At 73.8% G+C, this 21949-nt stretch carries 15 protein-coding genes; 4 read left to right on the top strand and 11 right to left on the bottom strand.

What is annotated here, in order from left to right:
• Window positions 1-45: 45 nt before the first annotated feature.
• The 3 genes from ACIP82_RS03170 (at window position 46) to ACIP82_RS03160 (ending at window position 6472) form a co-directional block, all read left to right on the top strand.
• The gene (locus ACIP82_RS03170) at window positions 46-996 is read left to right on the top strand and encodes an ABC transporter substrate-binding protein (protein WP_363604217.1); all 951 of its coding nucleotides are present in this window, start codon (window positions 46-48) and stop codon (window positions 994-996) included.
• Between the two features lie 733 nt (window positions 997-1729).
• Window positions 1730-3418 (top strand): glycosyltransferase family 2 protein, encoded by a 1689-nt coding sequence (locus ACIP82_RS03165; protein ID WP_400650259.1) that lies wholly within the window; start codon window positions 1730-1732, stop codon window positions 3416-3418.
• 15 nt (window positions 3419-3433) lie between these two features.
• The gene (locus tag ACIP82_RS03160) at window positions 3434-6472 is read left to right on the top strand and encodes an acyltransferase family protein (RefSeq protein ID WP_400650257.1); all 3039 of its coding nucleotides are present in this window, start codon (window positions 3434-3436) and stop codon (window positions 6470-6472) included.
• A gap of 94 nt (window positions 6473-6566) precedes the next feature.
• Here ACIP82_RS03160 and ACIP82_RS03155 read toward each other — a convergent pair whose 3' ends face one another.
• Window positions 6567-6794, bottom strand: coding sequence for a hypothetical protein (locus ACIP82_RS03155; protein WP_363604221.1), 228 nt, complete (start codon window positions 6792-6794; stop codon window positions 6567-6569).
• A 415-nt stretch (window positions 6795-7209) separates the two neighbouring features.
• Between ACIP82_RS03155 and ACIP82_RS03150 the strand changes: the two genes are divergently transcribed.
• Window positions 7210-7413, top strand: coding sequence for a cold-shock protein (locus tag ACIP82_RS03150; protein ID WP_363604223.1), 204 nt, complete (start codon window positions 7210-7212; stop codon window positions 7411-7413).
• Between the two features lie 62 nt (window positions 7414-7475).
• Here the strand turns inward: ACIP82_RS03150 and ACIP82_RS03145 are convergent, their stop codons facing one another.
• The 10 genes from ACIP82_RS03145 to ACIP82_RS03100 form a co-directional block, all read right to left on the bottom strand.
• Window positions 7476-9395, bottom strand: a complete 1920-nt coding sequence (locus tag ACIP82_RS03145; RefSeq protein WP_400650345.1) for an APC family permease — start codon at window positions 9393-9395, stop codon at window positions 7476-7478.
• Between the two features lie 1014 nt (window positions 9396-10409).
• Complete coding sequence (locus ACIP82_RS03140) at window positions 10410-11978, bottom strand: S8 family peptidase (protein WP_400650252.1); 1569 nt, start codon at window positions 11976-11978, stop codon at window positions 10410-10412.
• A gap of 164 nt (window positions 11979-12142) precedes the next feature.
• The gene (locus ACIP82_RS03135; RefSeq protein WP_400650249.1) at window positions 12143-12802 is read right to left on the bottom strand and encodes a DUF5825 family protein; all 660 of its coding nucleotides are present in this window, start codon (window positions 12800-12802) and stop codon (window positions 12143-12145) included.
• On the bottom strand, window positions 12783-14753 hold the full coding sequence (locus tag ACIP82_RS03130) for a RiPP maturation radical SAM C-methyltransferase (RefSeq protein ID WP_400650247.1): 1971 nt from the start codon (window positions 14751-14753) through the stop codon (window positions 12783-12785). Before ACIP82_RS03130 ends, ACIP82_RS03135 begins: the two co-directional genes overlap by 20 nt.
• A gap of 500 nt (window positions 14754-15253) precedes the next feature.
• Window positions 15254-16645: a DHA2 family efflux MFS transporter permease subunit gene (locus tag ACIP82_RS03125; protein ID WP_363604228.1), complete on the bottom strand. Its 1392-nt coding sequence runs from the start codon at window positions 16643-16645 to the stop codon at window positions 15254-15256.
• Window positions 16642-17799, bottom strand: a complete 1158-nt coding sequence (locus ACIP82_RS03120; protein WP_400650243.1) for an AMP-binding protein — start codon at window positions 17797-17799, stop codon at window positions 16642-16644. The genes ACIP82_RS03125 and ACIP82_RS03120 overlap by 4 nt, the downstream gene beginning before the upstream one ends.
• On the bottom strand, window positions 17796-18782 hold the full coding sequence (locus tag ACIP82_RS03115) for a RimK family alpha-L-glutamate ligase (RefSeq protein ID WP_400650240.1): 987 nt from the start codon (window positions 18780-18782) through the stop codon (window positions 17796-17798). The genes ACIP82_RS03120 and ACIP82_RS03115 overlap by 4 nt, the downstream gene beginning before the upstream one ends.
• On the bottom strand, window positions 18775-19554 hold the full coding sequence (locus ACIP82_RS03110; protein ID WP_363604231.1) for an alpha/beta hydrolase: 780 nt from the start codon (window positions 19552-19554) through the stop codon (window positions 18775-18777). The genes ACIP82_RS03115 and ACIP82_RS03110 overlap by 8 nt, the downstream gene beginning before the upstream one ends.
• Entirely contained in the window at window positions 19551-21032 is a 1482-nt protein-coding gene (locus ACIP82_RS03105) for a class I adenylate-forming enzyme family protein (RefSeq protein WP_400650238.1), read from the bottom strand. Before ACIP82_RS03105 ends, ACIP82_RS03110 begins: the two co-directional genes overlap by 4 nt.
• Window positions 21029-21709, bottom strand: a complete 681-nt coding sequence (locus ACIP82_RS03100; RefSeq protein ID WP_400650236.1) for a class I SAM-dependent methyltransferase — start codon at window positions 21707-21709, stop codon at window positions 21029-21031. The genes ACIP82_RS03105 and ACIP82_RS03100 overlap by 4 nt, the downstream gene beginning before the upstream one ends.
• Window positions 21710-21949 lie beyond the last annotated feature (240 nt).

The raw sequence follows: 21949 nt of genomic DNA, 5'->3' as shown, positions 1-21949 counted from the left end.
TCACAAGTGATTCGTCCATAAACTATCATTGCTCGGAGATCGCTCATGCTTGGCACCCGCTTTACGAAGTCCCTCCTCGGCGCGGCCGTGATCGGCGCCCTCTCCCTGGGCCTGACCGCGTGCGGCTCCTCAGGGTCGGGGGACTCCGCGGGTGGCAGTGGCGACTCGGCCAAGGACGGCCGCCGCTCCGTCACCACCGCCTTCGGCGCGGTGGAGGTGCCCGCCGAGCCCAAGCGGGTCGTCGCCCTCGGCGACACCCCCCTGGACACCGCGCTCTCCCTGGGTGTCACCCCCGTGGGCACCAGCGCCAGTCGCGGCGGCAACACCGCGCCCGCCTACCTGGACGCCGCGAGCATCCCGCTGGTCGCCACGGTGAAGGAGCCCAACATCGAGGCCATCCTGAACACCAAGCCGGACCTGATCCTGACCGCCGCCGGGATCGAGAAGTCCCAGTACGACCAGCTCTCCGCGGTGGCGCCCACCGTCGTGCCCAAGGCCGGCGACTGGCGGGCGGTGCTCGATGTCTACGGCGAGGCGCTGGGCCACAAGGCCGACCTGGACACCAAGCTCGACGCCCTGGACAAGCGCGCCGAGAAGGCCGGCGAGGGGAAGACCGGCTCCGCCGTGGTCATGCGATGGATGCCGAACGGCCCGATCGTGATGAACTCGGCCAACATGCCGGGTGCCATGCTCAAGAAGGCCGGCGCCACCACCCTGCCGATCGCCGACGGCCTGGGCGCCCAGCCGCACTCCGACCCGCTGTCGCTGGAGAACCTGGGCAAGGCCGACGCCGACCGCATCTTCGTCGCCACCCTCAACGCCGAGGGCGAGAAGGCCCTGGAGGCCGCCCGCAAGCAGGACGCCTTCACCCGGCTGAAGGCCGTCGGGAACGGCCAGGTCGCGGGCGTGGACGGCCAGGTGTGGAGCAGCAGCTCCGGCCCGATCGCGGTCGAGAAGGTCGTCCAGGACATCGAGAAGGCCTTCGCGGCGAAGTGACCGTGTGCGGGTGCGACCGCCCGCACACGTACGGCGGCCCCGGCCCGACGGTCCCGGATTCCGGGGCCCGTCGGGCCGGGGCCGTCGGCCGTGTGGTCTCACGCGGCCCCCGTCCTCGAACGGCTCAGGCCGCTTCGAGGACGATCGACATGCAGCTGCCGTGCGTGCCGTAGCTCTCCGGGAGCACGACCTCGGGGCGGGAGGTGCCCCCCCTCGGGTCGGCAGCGTGGGGTTGCTGCCGACGGCCACCACGGAGTCCGCTCGAACCGCTGCTCCCGGGCCCGCCCGCTCGCCTCCGTCAGCGGGCCGCCCGGCCGAATTCCCCGGCGCGGGAGATCCCGGCACCCGGATCGGGGACCCGTCGGTGCGTTCTGCCGCCCGGTCGCCGCCGCCCGGCCGGTCCGTGCCGGGCATGCCGGTCCGCCACGCCGTCCTCGGCCCGCCTCCCCCCGGACGAACCCGCTTTGACGACTTGTCCGCTCATTACCGAGCGTCAGGTCCCGGCCCCGCCGCTGCGGCCCGCAGGGCGGCCCCGCAGGGAAGTTGGACGACTGTTAACCCCCGCGCGACCTGCTGATTCCCGCCGGGCACCGGTCCGGACGGTGAAATGATCACGGAGTGTGGGCGGTCGCGGTGCCGGGGACTTCCGGCCCTGGTCCATGGTCCAATGGTCTATACCAATTGCGGTACGGTGGCCCCAGGATGCTGTCAGACACGCGGCTGTGGGGGCCCCATGACTATCCATCACCTTCCTCAACCACCTTCCGACCGGGAGCTCTACTGGTATTTCGGGCCACAGCGCCGCTGGGTGCTGATCTGCACGTCGCTCGCCTTCGTGTTCACCGCGGCGACCATGCTCACCTTCTCGCTGCGGACCCCGGCCCTGTGGGCCTTTCTCGCCGTCCTCGTGCTCAACCTCGTCGCGCTCGCGCTGTCCTCGGTCAACAGCCTGCGCCAGCGCCGGCTCACCCGGCAGTCGCACGAGGTGCTGGTCAACGCCTGGGAACCGGCGGAACTGCCGACCGTCGACCTCTATCTGCCGACCTGCGGTGAGCCGCTCGACGTCCTGGAGAACGCCTACCGCGCGGTCTCGGCCGTCGACTGGCCCGGCGCGCTGACCGTCTGGGTCCTGGACGACGCCGACCGCACCGAGGTCGCCGGACTGGCGGCCGCGCACGGCTTCGAGTACGTCGTCCGCCCCGACCGCGGACACCTCAAGAAGGCCGGCAACCTCAACCACGCGCTCACCCGGAGCAAGGCCGAGTACATCGCCATCCTGGACGCCGACTTCGCGCCCCGGCCGGACTTCCTGCGCCACCTGGTGCCGTACTTCGCCGACCCCAGGATCGGCATCGTGCAGAGCCCGCAGTGCTTCGACACCGACGAGACGATGGGCTGGATCCAGCGCGCCGCCGGTTCGGCCCAGGAGTGGTTCTTCCGCTGGATCCAGCCCTCCCGGGACGCCAGCGACGCCGCCATCTGCTGCGGCAGCAACGCCGTCTACCGGCGCTCCGCGATCGACGCCGCCGGCGGCTTCGCCAAACTCGACCACAGCGAGGACCTGTTCACCGGGCTCTCCCTCTACGAGCAGGGGTTCCGCACCCTCTACGTGCCGGTCCTGGTCGCCAAGGGCACCTCGCCCGACAACCTCGCGTCCTTCGTCAACCAGCAGTACCGCTGGGCGATGGGCAACCTGCACCTGCTCGGCACGCCCGTCCTCAAGCGGATCCGCGCGCCCTGGCGGATGCGGTTCTGCTTCTACGAGGGCGTCGTCGGCTACCTGACCACCGCCGTCAACATCTTCGCGGCCCCGCTGCCGCCGCTGGTGATGATGTTCTGGTACCCGGACCAGATCCGGCCCTGGCACGTCCTCCCGCTGCTCGCCCCGCTCTGGCTCTGGCACGTCCTGCTGCCCCGGATCAGCCGGACCCGCTGGCGGGTCGAGGTGATCCGCTCCAACGTCCTCATGAGCGTGGCCGCCGGCGCCGCCTTCTGGCACACCCTGCGCGGCCGCAGCGCCGCCTGGGTGCCCACCGGCGCGGGCCGCGCCAAGCCCGGCGGCCTGGCCCGCCAGGTCGTCCTGGTCTCGCTCGGCTGGCTCTGCGTCTCCGTGGGCGCCGCCGCCGTCGGGCTCGCCCTGGCCGTCGCCCGCAACGGCTGGCTGCCCAACTGGGGCCTCGGGCTGTACCTCGCGGTGCAGTGCCAGATCAGCCTCCCGCTGATCCGCGACCTGGTCGCCGAACTGCGCCCCGCCGACCCGGCCCGGGCCGCGGCACGCGCCGACGCGCGGGCCGCCCGCCAGGCCCGTCGCGGCATGCTGCCCAGGCGCTGGCCCGAAGCGCTGGCCGCCACCGCCACTCTCGTGCTCACCGCCCTGCTCGCCTCCGGCTGGGTCAGCCCGATGCTGCCCTGGCTGGGTTGAAAGGTCGTCACACCGATGGACTCGACCGTGGCTCCGGAGATTCGTCCGGAGACCTACACCATTCCCGGCCGCCCGCCCGGCGGTTCCGGCTCCCGGGGCGCCGGCTCCCCGGGCGCCGGCTCCCCGGGCGCCGGCTCCCCGGGCCGGACGCCCCGCTCCGCGGGCTTCCGCCCCGACATCGAAGGCCTGCGCGCGGTGGCGGTGCTCGCGGTGCTCGCCTTCCACGCCTCCCTCCCCGGCCTGGCCGGCGGATTCGTCGGCGTGGACATCTTCTTCGTCATATCCGGCTACCTGATCACCGGCCTGCTGCTGCGCGAGGCGGTCACCACCGGACGGATCCGGCTGGGGGAGTTCTTCTCCCGCCGGGCCCGCCGCCTGCTGCCCTCCGCCGCCGTGGTGCTCGCCGCCGTCGCACTGGCCGGCGCCTGGCTCACCGTCCCGCTGCGCCGCACCGACCTGGAGTACGACGTCCTCGCGGCGGCGCTGTCCGCCGCCAACTGGCGCTTCGTCGCCCAGCAGACCGACTACCTGGCGGCCGGGCGGGACCCGAGCCCGCTGCTGCACTTCTGGTCGCTGGCCGTGGAGGAGCAGTTCTACCTCTTCTGGGGCCCGCTGCTGGCCCTGGTCGTGTTCCTCGCGGTCCGGGCGGTCCGCCGCGAGCGGGCCGTCCGGCTCGCGCTGACCGCCGTCGCCGTGCTGCTGACCGTCGGCTCCTTCGCCCTGTCGCTGCACTGGACGCACGGCTCCGTCTCGCTGGCGTACCTCGGCACGCCGTCCCGGGGCTGGCAGTTCGGGGTGGGGGCGCTGCTCGCGCTGCTGCCCTGGCACCGGCTGCGCGGACCGCGCCCGCTGCGCCTGCTCTGCGGCTGGGCCGGAGCGCTGGCGATCGTCTGGTGCGTCGTCCGGTACGACGCCACCACCCCCTACCCGGGGTACGCGGCGCTGGTCCCGACCTTCGCCACCGCCCTGGTCGTCCTGGCGGGCACGCCCGACCGCGACGGCGCCCCCGCCGCGAACGGCGGCGGCTTCGGGGTGGCCCGGCTGCTCGGCACCCGGGCCCCGCGCGCCGTCGGCCGCCTCTCCTACAACCTCTACCTGTGGCACTGGCCGGTGCTCGTGCTCGCCGAGGCCCGGCTCGGGACGCTCGGCTGGCCGGCCAGGACCGCGCTGACCGTGGCGGCCGCGCTGCCCGCGATGGCGGCGCTGCGCTGGATCGAGCAGCCGCTGCGCCGTAACCGCACCGTCTCCGAACTCCCCAGGCGGGGCCTCTCGCTGGGCCTCGCGGCGGTCGTCATCCCGGTGGTGCTGGCGCTGGTCGTCGGCACCGGGACGCTCCGGCTGCTCGGGCCGGCCGCCCCGGTCGACCTGCAGGGCCTGCCGCCCGGCTCGCCCGACGGCACCTCCCTGCTGGCCAGGACCGCAGGGCCGCTCAAGGGCGGTCCGGTCGTCCCGGACGCCGTCCAGGCCCGCAAGGACTTCCCGCCGGACGGCGAGTGCGAGGTCGCCCCGGAGAGCACCACCAGCCCGGCCTGCCTGTTCGGCGTGACCAGCAGCCCGGACCGGATCGTCCTGCTCGGCGACTCGCACGCCGGCCAGTGGTTCTCCCCGATGCTGGCCATCGCGGCAGAACGCCACTGGGCGCTGGAGGAGTTGGTCAAGCAGGGCTGCCCGCTGCCGGAACTGACCGTGGTCAACCCGCAGTTGGGTCGGACGTACCGGGAGTGCGACACCTGGCGGGCGAACAGCCTGGCCCGGCTGCAGAACGGCCCCAAGCCCAAGCTGATCGCGGTGGCCTCGCTCAACCGCTACACCGACGACCAGCAACTGCTGCTGGAGGCCTGGGAGAAGACGCTGACGCCGCTGCGCGCGCTCGGCGTGCCGATCGTCTACCTCCAGGACACCCCGATCCCCGGAACGGACATCCCGGCCTGCGTCTCCGGACACACCGACCACCCGGCCGCCTGCGAGTTCGACCGCGGCCGAGCCCAGTGGCCGGACCCGCTCGCCGGGGCGATCGCGGCCGGCCGGCTGCCCGGCGTGCGGACGGTCGAGGTGAACTCGGTCATCTGCCCCGGCTCGGGCCGCAGCTGCCCGGCCGTCCTGGAGCGCATCCTGCTGTACCGCGACGACGCGCACCTGACCAACGTCGCGGCCGTCGTCCTCACCCCCCGGCTGGAGCGGCTGCTCACCGAGGCCGGGGCGGTGCCCGCGCGCACCGCCCCGGGCGCCGACGGCTGGACCACGGTCCTGCGGGACGACTTCGACGGCCCGGCGGGCAGCCGCCCCTCGGCCGAGAACTGGCAGTACGACCTGGGCACCTGCTACCCGGGCTGCCCGGCGGCCCAGTGGGGCACCGGCGAGATCGAGACGATGACGGACTCGACCGCCAATGTCCGTCTCGACGGCAAGGGCGTTCTGGAGATCGTCCCCACCCTGGAGAACGGTCAGTGGAGCTCCGGCCGGATCGAGTCCCGCCGGGCCGACCTCAAGCCGCCGCCCGGAGGGGTGATGCGGGTCGAGGCCTCGATCGCCCTGCCCGACGTCACCGGGCCCGCGGCGGCGGGCTACTGGCCGGCCTTCTGGACCCTCGGCGGCGCGCTGCGCGACGGCTACACCGGCTGGCCGGCGATCGGCGAGCTGGACATCATGGAGGCCGTCAACGGCCGTGACTCCGTCTTCGGGACGATGCACTGCGGCACGCTCGACGGCGGGCCCTGCAAGGAGCCGCAGGGGCTCGGTTCAGGGGACCAGCCGTGCCCCGACTGCCGGACGGGATTCCACTCGTACGCGGTGGAGGTCGACTTGACGGCCGGCGCGGAACAGGTGCGCTGGTACCTCGACGGGCGCGAGTTCCACCGGGTGACGGCCACCCAGATGGACGCGGCCACCTGGGACCGCGCGGTGAACCACGGCCTGTTCCTGATCCTGAACGTGGCGATCGGCGGCCACCTGCCCGCCGCGCTCGGCGGGACCGCAGGACGGGCCACGGAGCCCGGTCACCCGATGCGGGTGCAGTACGTCGCCGTCTCGACCCGGGGAGGAGCCCACTCCTGAGACCCGGTCGGGCCGGGGCCCCGGAAGCGCCGTGTGCGCTCCCGGGGTCCCGGCCGTTCACGACGACCTCGGCACCCCTGCCGTAGCAGGCGCCTTAGAGCTTGAAGAGCTTGGAGTAGGGCTGGGTGATGCGCTGCTGGTGCGAGCCGAAGTCGACGAGGACGGCGGTCTGGCCGTCGCCCTCGACGGCGATGGTCCGGCCCAGGCCGAACTGGTCATGGGAGACCCGGTCTCCGACGGCGAACTCTTTGAGTGGCTCCGGAGGGGTTGGGCGGAAGGGACTGGTGGGTAGGGGGCGCCGGGGTGAGGTTGATTTCGTCATCCTGGCCAGTATGCGCCCAACTTCGGGGTTCTGGACCGTGTCTGGGCATCGATTTTCGGCGGCTCGGCGTGTCTTCGGCACCCGGTGGGGGCGGTCGTGGCCCGCACCGGCACCGGCGGCGGGCCCCGCGGAGGTCCGCCGGCAGCCCGGTGGCGGTCCGGCGGAGGTCCGTGACGGTCCGTGGCGGTCGAACCCGCGTCCTACCCGGCCGGCGCACGAAAAACGCCGTTCGGGCCCGAACCCTGCTACAGTCGTGGTAGTTGCAGTTTTGGTTCCCATGAACTCTGTGTGCGCCTGCTGATGCCTCGCAGGCGCATTTTTGTTTCCCGGTCGTTTCCCGGGACGGGTCCTCATCGCGGCGACTCGATATCCGCACAGTGCGGATTTCGAACAGTCCTTTGAAGGAGAAATTATTATGGCTACTGGCACCGTGAAGTGGTTCAACGCGGAAAAGGGCTTCGGCTTCATCGAGCAGGACGGCGGCGGCGCCGACGTCTTCGCCCACTACTCGAACATCGCTGCGAGCGGTTTCCGCGAGCTGCTTGAGGGCCAGAAGGTCGAGTTCGACCTCACCCAGGGCCAGAAGGGCCCGCAGGCCGAGAACATCCGCCCGCTGTAGTCCTTTCGGCAGCGAGCTTTCCACCGGGCCACCCGCCCGGCGGCGAGGGGCCCGTACCGCGTTCACGCGCGGTGCGGGCCCCTCGGCATGTGCGGCCCCGGCCGGACAGACCGGGGCCGCACATGGAAGGGGACGGTGGTGACCACGACCTTCGGGAGATTCCGCAGCGCCCGGCGCAGCCGCCCGGCGAGCTGGTTGTGCAGGACGCGGTGCCACCAGTGCCGGACGACGAGCTCCGGGAGGATGACGGTCAGGGTGACGTCGGGGCGCTGGCGGTGCAGGGCCTCCAGGTAGTTGACGAGCGGTGCGACGATCGCGCGGTACGGGGAGAGCATGACCTCCAGCGGCAGGTGGTCGCCCCACAGCCGCCAGTACCCGCGGAAGCGCTCGGCCTCCTCCTCGGTGGGACTGACGTGGACGGCCAGGACGGGCTGCTGGAGGGAGGCGGCGTAGGCCAGGGCGCGCATGCCGGGGAGGTCCAGGGCGGCGACCGGCACGACGGCCAGGTGGCGGATCTCCTCGGGAGCCTCCTCGTCCTCCGCCGCCCTGTTCTCCTCCTCGCCCTCCGCCGCCGGGCCGGCTCCGCGCGGCGGGCCCGGTTCGGCCGGCTGCCCGCCGGCCTGCGGGGCGAGGGTCCGCCCGGGCACCTCTACGGCGTGCGGATGCAGCGCGACGGCCTCGGCGACCTGCTCGTAGTGGTGCCGGATGCGCAGGGCGACGAACAGGAAGAGCCCGACGGCGAGCACGGCGACCCAGGCGCCCTCGGTGAACTTGGTGACCCCTGCGGTGATGAAGACGACCGCCGACAGCAGACAGCCGGTGGCGTTGAAGAACAGGCTCTTGCGCCAGTGCCGGTCGCGCAGGCGCCACCAGTGCACCACCATGCCGGCCTGCGACAGCGTGAAGGCGAGGAAGACCCCGACGGCGAACAGCGGGATCAGCGGTGCCGTCCGGCCGCCGAACGCGACGAAGATCAGCGTCGCCGCGGCCGAGAGCAGAAGGATCCCGTTGCTGAAGGCGAGGCGGTCGCCGAGCCGGAGGAAGAGCCGCGGCGCGTGGTGGTCGCGGGCCAGCAGGAACAGCACCCGGGGGAAGTCGTTGTAGGCGGTGTTCGCCGCGAGCAGCAGGATCGCCGCGGTCGCCGCCTGCGTGAGCACGTACAGGACCCCGTTCCCGAAGCTGCGGTGGGCGAGTTGGGAGAGGACCGTCTCGGTGCCGCTGGGCACGATGCCGTCGAGCCGGATCAGCGCGATGATGCCCGCGAACATGGCGATCAGCAGGCCGACCATCCAGGTCAGCGTGGTCCGGGCGTTGCGCCAGGTGACGGGGGTGAAGGCCGGGACGGCGTTGGAGATCGCCTCGATGCCGGTCATCGCGGTGGAGCCGGAGGCGAACGACCGGAGCACCAGCAGCACGCCGAGGCCCTCGGTCGCCGTCAGCGCGGGCGTCGGCGTCGGGTGGAAGCCACGCCCGCCGGCGTCGTAGAGGCCGACGCAGACCAGGGCGAGGACGGCGGCGATGAAGGCGTAGGTGGGGGCCGCGAAGAGCACGCCCGCCTGCCGGATGCCGCGCAGGTTGCCGGCGAGCAGCAGGGCGATCACCCCGACACCGATCGGGACGATGTCGGGGGTGAGGGACGGGATCGCGGAGGTGATCGCCTCGACGCCCGCGGCGATCGAGACGGCGACGGTCAGGATGTAGTCGGTCATCAGCCCGGCGGCGGCCACCAGCCCCGGCAGCCGGCCGAGGTTGTCGCCGGCGACGACGTACGAGCCGCCGCCGTGCGGATAGGCGCGGATCGTCTGACGGTACGACACTCCCACCGCCAGCATCAGGAAGGCGATGGTCGCGGCGACCGGCAGGGCGTAGCGCAGCCCGGCCGCGCCGCCGAGGACGAGGACCGCCAGCATCGCCTCCGGGCCGTAGGCGACGGAGGACAGCGCGTCGGCGGAGAGCACCGGCAGCGCCACCAGTTTGCGCATCCGCTCGTGGGCGATCGCGGTGCTCCTGAGCGGAGCCCCGAACAGCGCGCGCCGCAGCCGGGAGCCGGCCCGGCCGAGCGGCGAGAACGGGACGGCATCGGCGTCCTCGGTCGCCTCGACGGCGGTGGCCGGCCCGCCGTCGAGCGGGGGGATCGGCACGAACCGGCCGAACCTGGCCGGCCGGACCTCGGTGGGGTAGCGGCCCAGGTCCGGGTCGACCGGCAGGGCGCGCTGCCATGCCTCGGGATCGCCCGCCACCCGGTCCCACTGCTCGCCGACCCGGCGCAGCACCCGCAACTGCTCCTCGTCCAGGGTCGGCAGCAGCGCGGACGGGCTGGGCGCGCCGCTCTCCCGCTCGCCGCCGTGAGTGTCGCCCCGCTGTGTATCCGTCACATCGCTCATTGTGATCGACGGGTCCCGTGCCGGAGGGATGGCGGGTTCGCGGGTCGTCGGTGGGCCGCCGGGGCCGGGTGCCCGTTGTCGGGCGCCTTTCCGGATCGCGCGGAGGAATTGTGGCGGGTGGGCCGTTTTCTGTGCGTTGCGCACAGCGGAGTGTGCGCGGTGGAGTTGTGCGCGGTGCCGCGCCGGAAAGGCCGACCGAATGGCGGCCGCGCGGAGTATCCTGGATTGTGCCGGGATCAATAGCCGGCAGGTCGACCGGGCGGAGGTGGATATGGGGATACTTGAAGCAGGAGACCCGATTTCGCGGCTCGCGATCGTGAAGCCCTCACCCGGCCCTCAGGGCGGGAAGGACACAGGGATCGCCCGGGCGGGGAGCGGTGGGGGTGCGGGGTCGCCGTCTCGACCGGTGTTCGCACGGGTCTGAGGTCGTTTCCGCCGAGAGCGGTGGAAGCGGCCTTTCTGCGTTTTTTGGCGACTTTTCGCCGCCGCCCGTCTTCGGCGCGGCGGTTTTGGCATTCGGTCGGAGTGTCGCGAGGGCGGAGTGTCGCGAGGGCGGAGTGTCGCGAGGGCGCGGTCCCGCCCGGCCCCGGGTGTCGGGGCCGGGCGGGACCGTCAGAACCGCAGGGACCAGCTGTCGATGAAGCCGGGGAAGTAGCCGTAGCGGTCGGTCGCCCGCAGCTTCCACACCCCGTTGGCCGTCCGGGCGGAGGCGTCCATGCCGTAGAGGGCGGTGAGGTCCGGGCGGCCGTCCGCGATGTCCTCGTCCCGCAGCCGGTACGCCGTGCCGTCCGGGGCGATCAGGTCGATCGTGAGGTCCCCGCGCCAGCCGTGCTTGATGGCGAGGCGGACGTCCAGGTCGGCGGGCGCGTGCCCGGGCACTCCGGTGACGGTGATCGCGGACTCGACGGTGCCGTCGATGGCGACGTCGGTGCCGTTGGTGAAGAGCGGCCCGGGCGCCCGCACCGGCGCGGTGCCGGTGTAGAGCAGCCGGTCGGGCGAGCCGGGGCCCGCGTCCTGGACCGAGCCGGTGGTCGCCGCGGCGGTGAGCGCCGCCGCCACCTGGGCCGGGGTGGCGGCCGGGTGGGCGGCGAGGTGGAGTGCGGCCGCGGCGGTCACATGCGGGGTGGCCATCGAGGTGCCCGACATGGTGGTGCCGATCCCGCCGACGTCGACCCAGCTCAGGGCCGAGACGATGTCCACGCCGGGTGCGAAGAGGTCCACCAGCGGGCCGTAGTTGGAGAAGGACGCGCGGACGTCGTCCTGGTCGGTGGCCCCGACCGTCAGGGCGGTGGGCACCCGGGCGGGGGAGTGCTGGGAGGCGTCCGTGCCGTCGTTCCCGGCGGCCACGGCGTAGGTGAGGCCCGAGGCGATCGAGTTGCGTACCGCCGCGTCCAGGACTTCGTCCGGCTCGCCGCCCAGGCTCAGGTTGACCACCGCCGGCTTGACGGCGTGCCCGGTCACCCAGTCGATCCCGGCGACGACCTGCTCGGTGGTGCCGTATCCGCTGTCGTCGAGGACCCGGACGGCGACGATGGACGCGGCCTTCGCGGCCCCGAAGGTGCTGCCCGCCACCGTTCCGGCCACATGGGTGCCGTGGCCGTGCTCGTCCTGCGCCACGTTGTCCCCGTCGATGGCGTCGAAGCCGTTGGAGGCCCGGCCCTCGAACTCCTCCTGGGTGACCCGGACGCCGGTGTCGACGATGTACGCGGTCACGCCCCGGCCCGCCGTGGCCGGGTAGTCGTACCGCCGGTCGAGCGGGAGCCGCCGGTGGTCGATCCGGTCCAGCCCCCAGGACTCCGGATCGGGCTGGGTGTCGTCGGCCCGCACCCGGCGGTTCTGCGAGACCAGGGCGACCGACGGGTCCGCCGCCAGCCGGCGGGCCTGCCGCGCGGAGAGGTCGGCGGCGAACCCGTGCAGCGCCGCGTCGTACGTCCGCCGGACCGTTCCGCCGTACGAGCGGGCGAGCGCCTGGGCCGCGCTCCGGAGCGAACCGCCCGCTCCGGCCTGCTCCTTGAGGACGACCAGGTAGCTGCCCGGGACGGCGTTCGGCGACCCGGCGCCCCGGACGACACCCTCCGGGCCGGCGGCCGAGGCGGGAAACACCCCACCGGCGCCGATCGACAGGGCGGTGGCCAGGCCGAGAACGGCGCAGGCGTGGCGAAGACGACGGCCTGGACTCATCTGTTCGGTTCCCCCTCCGGTGGTGCCCCCTTCCCCTGAGCCTGATGCATCGTCAAGTCAAGTGCAAGCAAAAGGAGTTGAGGATCTTCGCGGGGCGGGGTGTCCGGGTCGGGTGGCGAAGCCTGGACTGACGGCGCAGGGCCGGGCGGGCCTGCGCGCCGGGGTCAGAGGCCGAGCGAGCCGAGGGGCCAGCGGTAGGGGCGGGTCGGCAGCCACCAGAGCCGGCCGACGTGTTCGGCGATCAGCCGGGCGTCGGCGAGCTCCGCGCGGACGTCGTCGGGCACGGTGCCGGTGGGTGATCCCTCCAGCAACCCGGCCACGGCGGTGAGGAAGTGGGGCTCGTCGATGGTGAACAGGTCGAGCGGGCCGAAGCGGCGGTCCCTGACCTCGATGAAGCCAGGCCCGTGCCGGTAGACGCACCTGGCCGGGAAGTACCCGGCGCGCCAGGCCCCGGCGGCCTGCGGCGGCGCGCCCTCGATCCGGCTCGGCGGGTAGAGGTGGCCGAGGGCGCCGTCCGCCGCGCAGCCGTCGGCGCAGCGGGCGACCCAGTCCACCGCGAGGCCGCGGCCGGTCAGTTCGCGCAGCAGCAGGAGGGCCCGCGCGGACTCCGGGCCCGCCGTCGCGGCGCACAGGTCGACGGGGTGCGGGAGGCGGACGTGCCGCGCACCCGCGCGGTACAGGCGTTCGGCGTCCGGCCGGGCGGCGTCGGCCAGCTCCAGCCGGCCCAGCGCCATGCCGGGCAGGGCCCGGGCGGCCGGGTCGTGGTCGCGCCAGGCCTCGACGGTGATGGCCGGGCTCGGCGGTTCAGCCAACTGCGACGGCATGGCGTGCCTCCTGCTGCTCGTTCTGCTCTGCGGACTTCTCCTCGCCGGGCCGGGCGTCGTCCAGCCGGAACAGCACCTGGCTGCCGGCCTCGACGGCCACCTGGATGAAGGTGTCGTTCTCCTGGAAGACCAGGCCCCGCCGGATCCAGTCGTCCAGCACCGCCCGTACGGTGGGCTCGTCGGTGCCCGCCCTGGCCGTCAGCGTCGCGAGGCCGCGGGGCTGGTCGAGCAGGCGGAACAGGGCGAGCCGCTCGGGCGAGGACAGTTCGAGGACCGTCCAGTCGTAGGCCTGCCGGCGGCTGAGCAGCACGATCCGGGTGCCCAGGTCCTGGTAGGTGAGGCGGCTCGCCGGGTACCGCTGGTGCCAGGTGTCGATCGCCGCCGACAGCTCGGCGGCCAGCGGCTCGTCGATGCCCTGCGGCGCGGCGGAGAACAGATAGGCCAGGTCGGTGAGTTCGTTCTCCGGCAGCCGGTAGATCTCGGCGTACTGCTGGGCCGGTCGCAGGTCGGGGAAGCCGAGTTCGGGCTTGTCGAAGTACGGGCTGAACCGCTCGATCGCGATCCGGGACGCCCCGGCCGGCGGTTCGAGGTGGTGCAGCAGCGGGATCTGGCGGATGACCGCCCGGTAGTCCTGGTCCGCCTCGCCGGGGAAGCCGTACAGGTAGTTCCAGCAGGAGCTGACCCCGGCGCTCTGCGCGTCGCGCAGCGCGCGGACGTTCTGGCAGCCGGTCACGCCCTTGTCCATCAGCCGCAGCACCGGGGTGCTGAGGCTCTCGATCCCCGGCTGCACCATCACCGCGCCCGCCTCGCCGAGCAGCTGGAACTGGTGGCGGCGCAGGTTGGACTTCACCTCGAAGTGCAGCCGGATGTCGTGGTCCGACTCGGCCAGCCGGCGCAGCACGGTGTCGAAGTAGCCCATGTCCAGGATGTTGTCGACCACCACGAAGTCCAGCACCTGGTGGCGCTCGGCCAGCCCGGTCACCTCGTCGTAGAAGCGGTCGGGGCTCTTGCTGCGGAACTCCATGAACGAGCCGTTGAGCCCGCAGAAGGTGCAGTGGTGCTTCTCGCCCCACCAGCAGCCGCGGGAGCCCTCGACGAGCAGCTTCGGCTGCACCCAGCGCGCCGCCGGGGAGGCGTCCAGCCGTTCGAAGAAGCCGTCGTAGGCGGGGGCCAGGATCTGGCCGGGCGCCAGCGGGCGGCGGGACATCGGGTTCGCCCGGGAGGTGCCGGAGCCGTCCCGCCAGCAGAGTCCGGGGATGCCCGCGAGCGTGTCGTCCCCGGAAGCCGCGGAAGCCGCGGAAGTCCTGGAAGTCCTGGAAGCCCCGGCGGTCCCCGGGTCGTCCTCGGCGAGGGCGGCCAGCAGGGCCGGGAACGCCGTCTCCCCCTCGCCCCGGACGACGTGGTCGACGAACGGGAAGCTCCGGTGCAGCGCCGCGCCCATCTCGCCGTCGCAGTTGGCGCCGCCGAACACGATGCGGGTGCCCGGCGACAGCCGCTTGAGCAGCCGGGCGGCGGCCAGGCTCGCGGTGTTCTGCTGGAAGGTGGTGGTGAAGCCGACCACGTCCGGCCGTTCCCCGGCCAGGTCGGTGGCGAGCCGGGCCGTGAACTCCGGCGCGAGCCCGTGCAGGGCGGTGGTCATGGCGATCTCCGCCGCCCCGGCGCCGTTGGCGGCGAGGAAGGCCGAGAAGGCGTCGACGTCGCCGGGCCGGTCGTACAGGGCGCTGGAGAAGACCCAGTCGCCGGCGCCCTGGAAGTACGAGGAGGTCGAGTAGTAGGTGTAGTCGCCGAGGCCGAACGCCGTCCGCCCGACGACCCAGTCGACGAAGTCCAGGTTCGCGTGCCGGACCTGGACCTCGTGGCCACCGGACTCGGCGGCCGTGCGCAGGATCCCCAGCGCGAGGGAGGGGACCTCGATCGACCCCCACGGCATGTTCACGAGCAGGATCTTCATCGCCTGTTCCTCCAGGTCGAGTCGGCGCCGCTCCCGGGGCCCGGCACGGCTCCGGGCCCCGGGAAGCGACATCCGGTTCGTTCGTGTCATCGCTGGGCGGCCGGGGCCGCGTGGATCATCCAGCGGCCGCTCTCGGCGGTGCTGTCGTTCTGGACGGTGCGCTTCTTCATGGTGTTCACCTCCTTTCCGGGGATCCGCCGCGGACCGGGGCCGGCGGCGTGGTGCGGGTGGCCGGGCCTTGCCGGTGTCACCGCTGGGCGGCCGGGGCGGCCATGATCATCCAGCGGCCGCTCTCGGCGGTGCTGTCGTCGCTCTGGACGGTGCGCTTCTTCATCGGATTCACCCCCTCTCCGGGGATCCGTCGTGGACCGGGACCCGCGGCGTGGTGCGGGTGGCCGGGCCTTGCCGGTCTCACCGCTGGGCGGCCGGGGCCGCGTGGATCATCCAGCGGCCGCTCTCGGCGGTGCTGTCGTTCTGGACGGTGCGCTTCTTCATGGTGTTCACCCCCTCTCCGGGGATCCGCTGCCGACGAGGACCCGCGGCGTCGTCCGGGCGGCCAGGAAGGCCAGCCCGCCGACGGACGCCGCGGAGGCGAGGAGGACCAGCGCGAGCCGTACCGAACCGGCGGACGGCGTGGTCCGGACGAGCGGTCCGACGACGGCGGCGCCGGCCATCGAACCGACCTGCATGGCCGTGCCGAGCACCCCGGAGGCGGCTCCGCTCAGCCGGGCGGGCACGTCGTGCAGTGCGGCGGTCACCAGCGGCGTGAGCAGGAAGGCGTTGCCGGCCCCGATCACGCACATCGGTGCCACGAACTCCGGCCACCGCGCGCCGGTGCGCATCGCGGCGGCGGCCCACAGCATGCCCGCCACGGTCGCGCCGAGCCCGCCGAGCACCAGCAGCCTGCCCTCGACCCTGCCCGAGAGCCGGCCGGCCACCGGATTGAGGAGCATCGAACAGGCCGAGGCCGGCACCAGGACCAGCCCGGCCAGCAGCGCGCCGTAGCCCGCCACCGACTGGAAGTAGATCGACAGCAGCACCACCAGCCCGGTCACCGTGGTGGCGACGACCGCCCCGCAGGCGGTCATCCGGGTGAAGGCCCGGTCGGCGAAGAGCGCGAACGGCACCAGGGGCGCGTGCTCCTGCCGTCGCCGCTGCTGCGCCACGAAGCCGGCCGACAGCGCGGCCCCGGCCGCGAACAGCGCCCAGATCCAGCCGCTCCACCGGTACTGCGCGCCCTGGGTGACCGCGAAGCTCAGGCAGAGCAGCGCGGACGCCGCGAGCGCCGCCCCCGGCAGGTCCGGCCGCTGCCCGCCGGTCGGCCGGGCGTCCGGGATCGCCAGCCGCCCCAGCACCATCGCGGCCACCCCGACCGGGACGTTCACCAGGAAGACCCACCGCCAGTCGAGCGCGCCGACCAGCACGCCGCCCACCACCGGTGCCGCCACCGCGGCGACGCCGCCGACCGCGCCCCGGACCCCGAAGGCCGTACCGCGGCGCTCGGCCGGGAAGTGCCGCACCAGCATCGCCATGGTCTGCGGGGAGAACAGGGCCGCGCCGACGCCCTGGAGCACCCGGGCCGCGATCAGCTGGCCCGGCGACCGGGCCGCCCCGCAGGCCAGGCTGGCGACGGTGAAGACCGCCAGCCCGGTCAGGAAGACCCGGCGGTGCCCGAACTGGTCGCCCAGCCGCCCGCCGGTGATCAGCCCGGCGGCCAGCGCGAGGAGGTAGCCGCTGAGCGCCCAGACCGCCTCGCCGAGCGAGGCGCCGAGCTGCTCGCGGATCCGCGGGATCGCGACGGTGACCACCAGCGCGTCCAGCTGCGCCAGGAAGAAGGCCACCGAGACCACGGTCAGGACGGCCCAGGGCCGGCCCCGGACGGCGGTCGTCACGGCTGCCGCCAGATCATCGGCGGCACCTTGCCGGTGCGCTCGACCCGGGTCAGCCGGTCGACGCGGGCGACCGCCAGCGCCTCCGGGTGGTGCAGGGCGATGCCGAACAGCCGGGCGGACCCGTCCAGCAGGTGCTGCCGCAGCGCGGCCGGCTCGGCGGTGCCGGTGAAGTGCACCGCCAGCCGGCGCACCCCGTGCCAGGACTCCTCCTCGCGGACCAGTTCGAGCTGGGCCTGCGCCACCCCGGGCAGCGCCGTGGCCAGTTCGATCAGGTCGCCGATGGCCAGCAGGCTGCCGTGCAGCTTGAACGTGTCGTCGGCGCGGCCGAGCACCCGCAGGCCGTCGGGCCGCCCGCACCGGCAGTGTGCCGGGGCCAGCCGGTCGCCCAGCCGGTAGCGGGTCACCGGGACCGTCCAGCCCTCGCCGGCCCGGCTCAACAGGGCTCCCTCGTCGTCGGGTTCGATGATCTGATCCGGCATCAGATGGAGCGTCCGCAGGTCGCAGGCCGGTGTGTTGGTGGCGATCACATAGGTCTCCACCGCGCCGTAGTTGCCCCAGAACCCGGCCTCGGGGAAGGCGGCGCGCACCGTCTTCTCCGCGGCCTCCGTCCACGGCTCCGCCATCCAGATCACGGTGCGCAGCGGCAGGCTCCGGCCCGCGTCGAGCACGGCCTGCGCCAGGTCGGTCAGCGCGCTCGGCGTGGCCGCCACCGCGTCCACCCCGAGGCTCTCGAACGCGTCGAGCCAGTAGGCGAGTTCACCCGCCTCCAGCGGTCCGCTGGGCACCACCCGGCAGCCACTGCGCTCGGCGAGGGCCTGCATGTAGTAGTGCGAGGCCCACATCCGGCCCGGGGTGAACAGGTTCAGCAGGACGCTCTCGGGCCGCAGCGGACGCCACTCGCGGAGCAGCCGGCCGACCGCCTGGCCGTACGACACATAGGTGATCTTGGGCGGGCCGGTGGTGCCGCCGCTGGACAGGACGATCGATCCGGTGGGCGCGGTCAGCCGGCGGGAGACCTCGAAGATCTCGGCCGGGCCGGTCACCGCGAGGTCCGCCAGGCTCCCGGCGGTCGCCGGCACCGGCGCCCCGCCGTGCTGCTCCAGCTCGCGGGCCTGGTCCAGCACCCGCTCCCAGGGCAGCTCGCCGATGGTCACGACGCCGCCGCCGTCCTGGCCGCGTGGCCCGCGAGGTAGGCCCGGAACCGGTCCTCGACCATCTCGGCGGCGACCCGGTCCGACTCCTCGTCCAGGCCGAACGCGGCCCCGCCGTCGAACTCGACCTCGGAGAGCCACTCCCGCTCGCCGTCGGAGATGAAGTCCACCGTGAAGTACGGGGTCGGCAGCCGCTCGGCGACATACGCGATGGTGCTCAGCATCCGCTCCGGCAGCTCCGCGTAGGCCCACTGGCGCTTGGCGCCGATGGTCCGGTTGACCATCCCGCAGTAGCCCTCCTTCCACCCGCTCAGGACGGCGCGGACCTGCCCCTCGACCACGTAGACCCTGGTCTCGCGCGGGTTCGCGATGTACGGCTGGGCGACCAGCGCGGTCTCCGAGCCGCCGGCCAGGCCGATCACCCCGCGCAGGTCGTGCACGTTGTGCACGACGGAGACGCCCAGCCCCATCGCCCAGTTCGCCGGTTTGACGAGCACCGGGAAGTCCAGCGCGTCCAGCGCGGGGTCGTAGTGGCCGGTCATCGCGTCCCGGCCGGTGCCGATCTTCACGGTGGGCATCGGCGGGATCGGGCTGCCGGCCAGGTGCAGCACGGTGGCCATCTTGTCCGCGACGATGTAGCTCAGCCGTGGCGGCATCGGCAGGTAGAAGCCGAGCCGCTCCAGGACGGTGTAGAGGAAGAGCTGGTTGGCCACGTCCTGGGTCTGGTGCGGCAGCGACCACAGCATGGTGACGAAGACCGTGTCCTCGGGCGTGACCCGCTCGCCCTTCAGGTAGACCTTCGGCCGGGCCGGGTCGGTGGCGTCCACCGAGACGTCCTCGGGCTTGTGCAGGCTCAGCTCCAGTGACAGGTTCTTGGCCAGCGACCGCAGGGTGTCCCAGACCGCGCGGTCCTCGTAGGCGCGCTGGTGGGCGCTGGCGCGTTCGGGGTAGATCCAGCAGACGCGGCGCACGGTGCTCTCAGGCATGGCTGACACTCCTCGCGATGAAGTCGGTGACCGTGCGGACGAAGTCGTCCGGCTGCTCGACGAAGGGCAGGTGGCCGCTGTCGGCGAAGACCCGCAGCTCGGCCCCGGGGACGGTGCCGGCCAGCCACCGGCCGACGTCCGTGGGGTAGACCCGGCTCCGCGCGCCGTGGACCAGCAGGGTCGGGACGGTGACGGCGGCGAGCCCGGCCCGGAAGTCCAGCCCGGCCGCGTCGGCGAACAGGGTGGCGCAGGCCTCCGGGGTCCAGCGCAGCGCCTCGGCGGTCAGCTCGGCGACCAGCGCCTCGTCCGGTTCGGTGCCGGCCGCGAACGAGCCCCGGACCAGGCTGTCGGCGAAGGCGGCCGGGTCGGTCAGGGCGGTCGTCCGCAGCCGCTCGACACCGGCCGGGTCCAGCCCGCCGAAGGCCGCGTGCGGCCAGCCGGGCCCGACCGTCAGCCGGGGCGACTGCTCGACCGAGACCAGCGCGGAGATCCGCCCGGCGCCGAAGCGGTCCAGGTACTCGTAGGCGACGGTGGCGCCGAGCGACCAGCCGAGCAGCACCGCCCCGCGCAGGTCGAGCCGGTCGACCACGTCGGCCAGCTCCTGGGCCGCCCGCCGGACGGTGGCCGGCCCGTGCCGGGGCAGCTCGACCGTCACCACCCGGTGCCCGGCGGCCAGTTCCCCGGCGACCGGGGCGAAGAACCGCCCGGTGGCGGCCAGTCCGGGGACGAGGACCAGCGGGGTCCCCGTGCCGTGCGGCTCGTACCCGGTCATGTCAGCCCCAGCCGCGCGCGCAGGGACGGCTTGTCGACCTTGCCGACCTCGGTCCGCGGCACCGCGTCGACCGGCTCGACGCGGCCGTGCAGACCGTGCCGGCGCAGCACCGCGCGGGCGGCGGTGGAGGCCTCGGCCACGCTGCCGCGCGGCCGGACCGCGACCAGTACCTCGTTCCGGTAGGCGCCGGGGTGCAGCGGCAGGCTCACCGCCTCGGCGACGGCCCCGGTGGCCTCGATCTCCTCGTCCAGCACCGGCGCGAGCACCGGGCCGGCCGAGGTGGCCAGGGCGTCGGTCAGCCGGCCGAGGATCCGGTAGCGGCCGTCGGCGGTGCGGTGCGCCATGTCGCCGGTCCAGAACTCGGGGGCGCGGAACGTCCGGGCGTTGGCCGCGTCCTGCTCCAGATAGCCCTCGCTGGTGCAGTCCGAGCGGAGCACCAGCTCGCCGGTGTCGGGGGCACCGCCGGTGCCGGGCAGCGGGGCGATCCGGACGCCGACCCCGGCCACCGGGGCGAGACCGTCGCCCGGCGGGCCGTCCGCCATGTCGCCCAGCGCGAGGCCGAACTCGGTGGAGCCGTAGATCTCGCGGATCCTCAGCCCCAGGGTCTCCCTGGCCCGTCGGGTCACGGCCGGGCTCAGATACGCCCCGCCGCAGAGCGCCCGCCGGATCCCGGCCAGGTCCGTGCCGGGGGCGGCGGCGTCCGCCAGCTCCTCGTAGTGCCGGGGGAGCGCGCTCATCACGGTGGCCCGGTACCGCACGAGCTGGTGCAGCAGCACCCTGGGCGGGGCGTCCGGGTCGGCGAGCACCAGCCGGGCGCCGGAGAGCAGCGCGGCGAAGACATGCAGGTCGGTGGCGTGGGCGACGTCCAGGGTGTGTCGGCAGAAGACCACGTCGGTGTCCCGGATCGCGGTGTCGGCGATCCAGCGCCGCCGCTCCCGGACGAACGTGTCCTGGCGCCAGGCGATCCCCTTGGGGAAGCCGGTGGAGCCGGAGGACCAGAGCACCCGGAAGACTCCGGTGTGGGCGGGGGTGTCGTCCGCGAGCGGCTCGGCGGACGCCAGCCGGTCGAGCGGGACGGCGGCCGGGGCGTCCGCCGGAACGGCGCGGCGGGCGGGGGCGGTGGTGTCGGCAGGGGTGGCGGGGTCGGTGACCAGGAGGACCGGCCGGGTGAGCCGCAGTGCCTCCTTGGCCTCCGGCTCGGAGAAGCCGGTCAGCAGCGGGACGTAGTGGGCGCCCAGCCGGGCGGTGGCCAGGATCAGCGCCACGTAGCCGATGCCGCCGCGCAGCGCGTAGGCCACGCAGTCGCCGGCCCGGACGCCGCGCTCGGCCAGCCCGCCGGCGATCCGGTCGGCCAGGCCGAGGAGTTCGGCGTAGCCGGCCGTACCGCCGTCGGTCCGCTGGATCGCGCACGCGTCGGGACGGCGGTCCGCGACGGCGCGCACGGCCTGGTAGAGGCCCTCGGGCCCGGCGGCGGTCACAGTGCCCGCCAGCCCGCGTAGGTGGCGAACCGCCAGTCCTTGGCCAGGCAGTCGACCTGCTGGAACCCGGCCTCCCGCAGCCACGTCAGCTGCGAGTCCAGATCGGCGCAGATGTCGTACGCCATCCGCCGGCGCCCCGCGGCCCACTCCTCCGCCGGGGTGCCCGACGCGTGCACATGGGCCTCGTGCCGGTGGTCGTACATCGGCTCCAGGCGCGGACTCGGCGCGAGCAGCTGCTCCACGTTGACGAACACCCCGCCGGGCGCCAGCACCCGGTGGATCCGGGCGAAGAGGTCCCGTTTCTCCTCGTGCGGGAGGTGGTGGATCGCCAGGCCCGAGACGACGGCGTCGAACGGCCCGTCCGGCAGCGCGTCGGTCAACTCACCGACCAGGGTGGCGATCCGCGGGTTGCCGCGGAACCGGTCGACCGCCTGGCCGAGCATCCCGGCCGAGTGGTCCACCAGCAGCAGCTCGGCACCGGGGATCCGGTCGAGCACGGCCGCGCTGAGCAGTCCGGTGCCCGCGCCGAGGTCCAGGATCCGGGGCCGTTCGGCGACGGTCAGCGCGACCGCGCCGGCCGCGCTGCCGTACAGCAGGTCGAAGGACGGGATCAGCCGGCGGCGCAGCGCGTCGAACGTCGTCGGGTCCCAGAGCTCGGGAAGAGTGGTGGTCCGCATGGTCGTTTCCTCCCGGGGTCAGACGTGCGCGGTGGACCGGCGGAGACCGAGCGGGCGCCGCCGCGGCCGCGCGTGCCGCGCGTCGCCGGGCCCCTGCCGGGTCGAGTGCCTCGGCTCGCCGCCGCGCACCGCGCGGTGACCTCTCTCGTCGGTCATCTCCGGTCCTCCGTACGCTTGTTGGCGTTCTGTTCGAGTACCTCGATGGTGCCCGCCGGGGCCGCCGCCGGGCAGAGAAGGAAG

It is taken from the genome of Kitasatospora sp. NPDC088548, from assembly GCF_044753005.1.
In the GTDB taxonomy this organism is placed as follows: Bacteria; Actinomycetota; Actinomycetes; order Streptomycetales; family Streptomycetaceae; genus Kitasatospora.
Note: the sequence above shows the minus strand (reverse complement) of the source record. Positions and strands in the feature narration are given on the sequence as shown.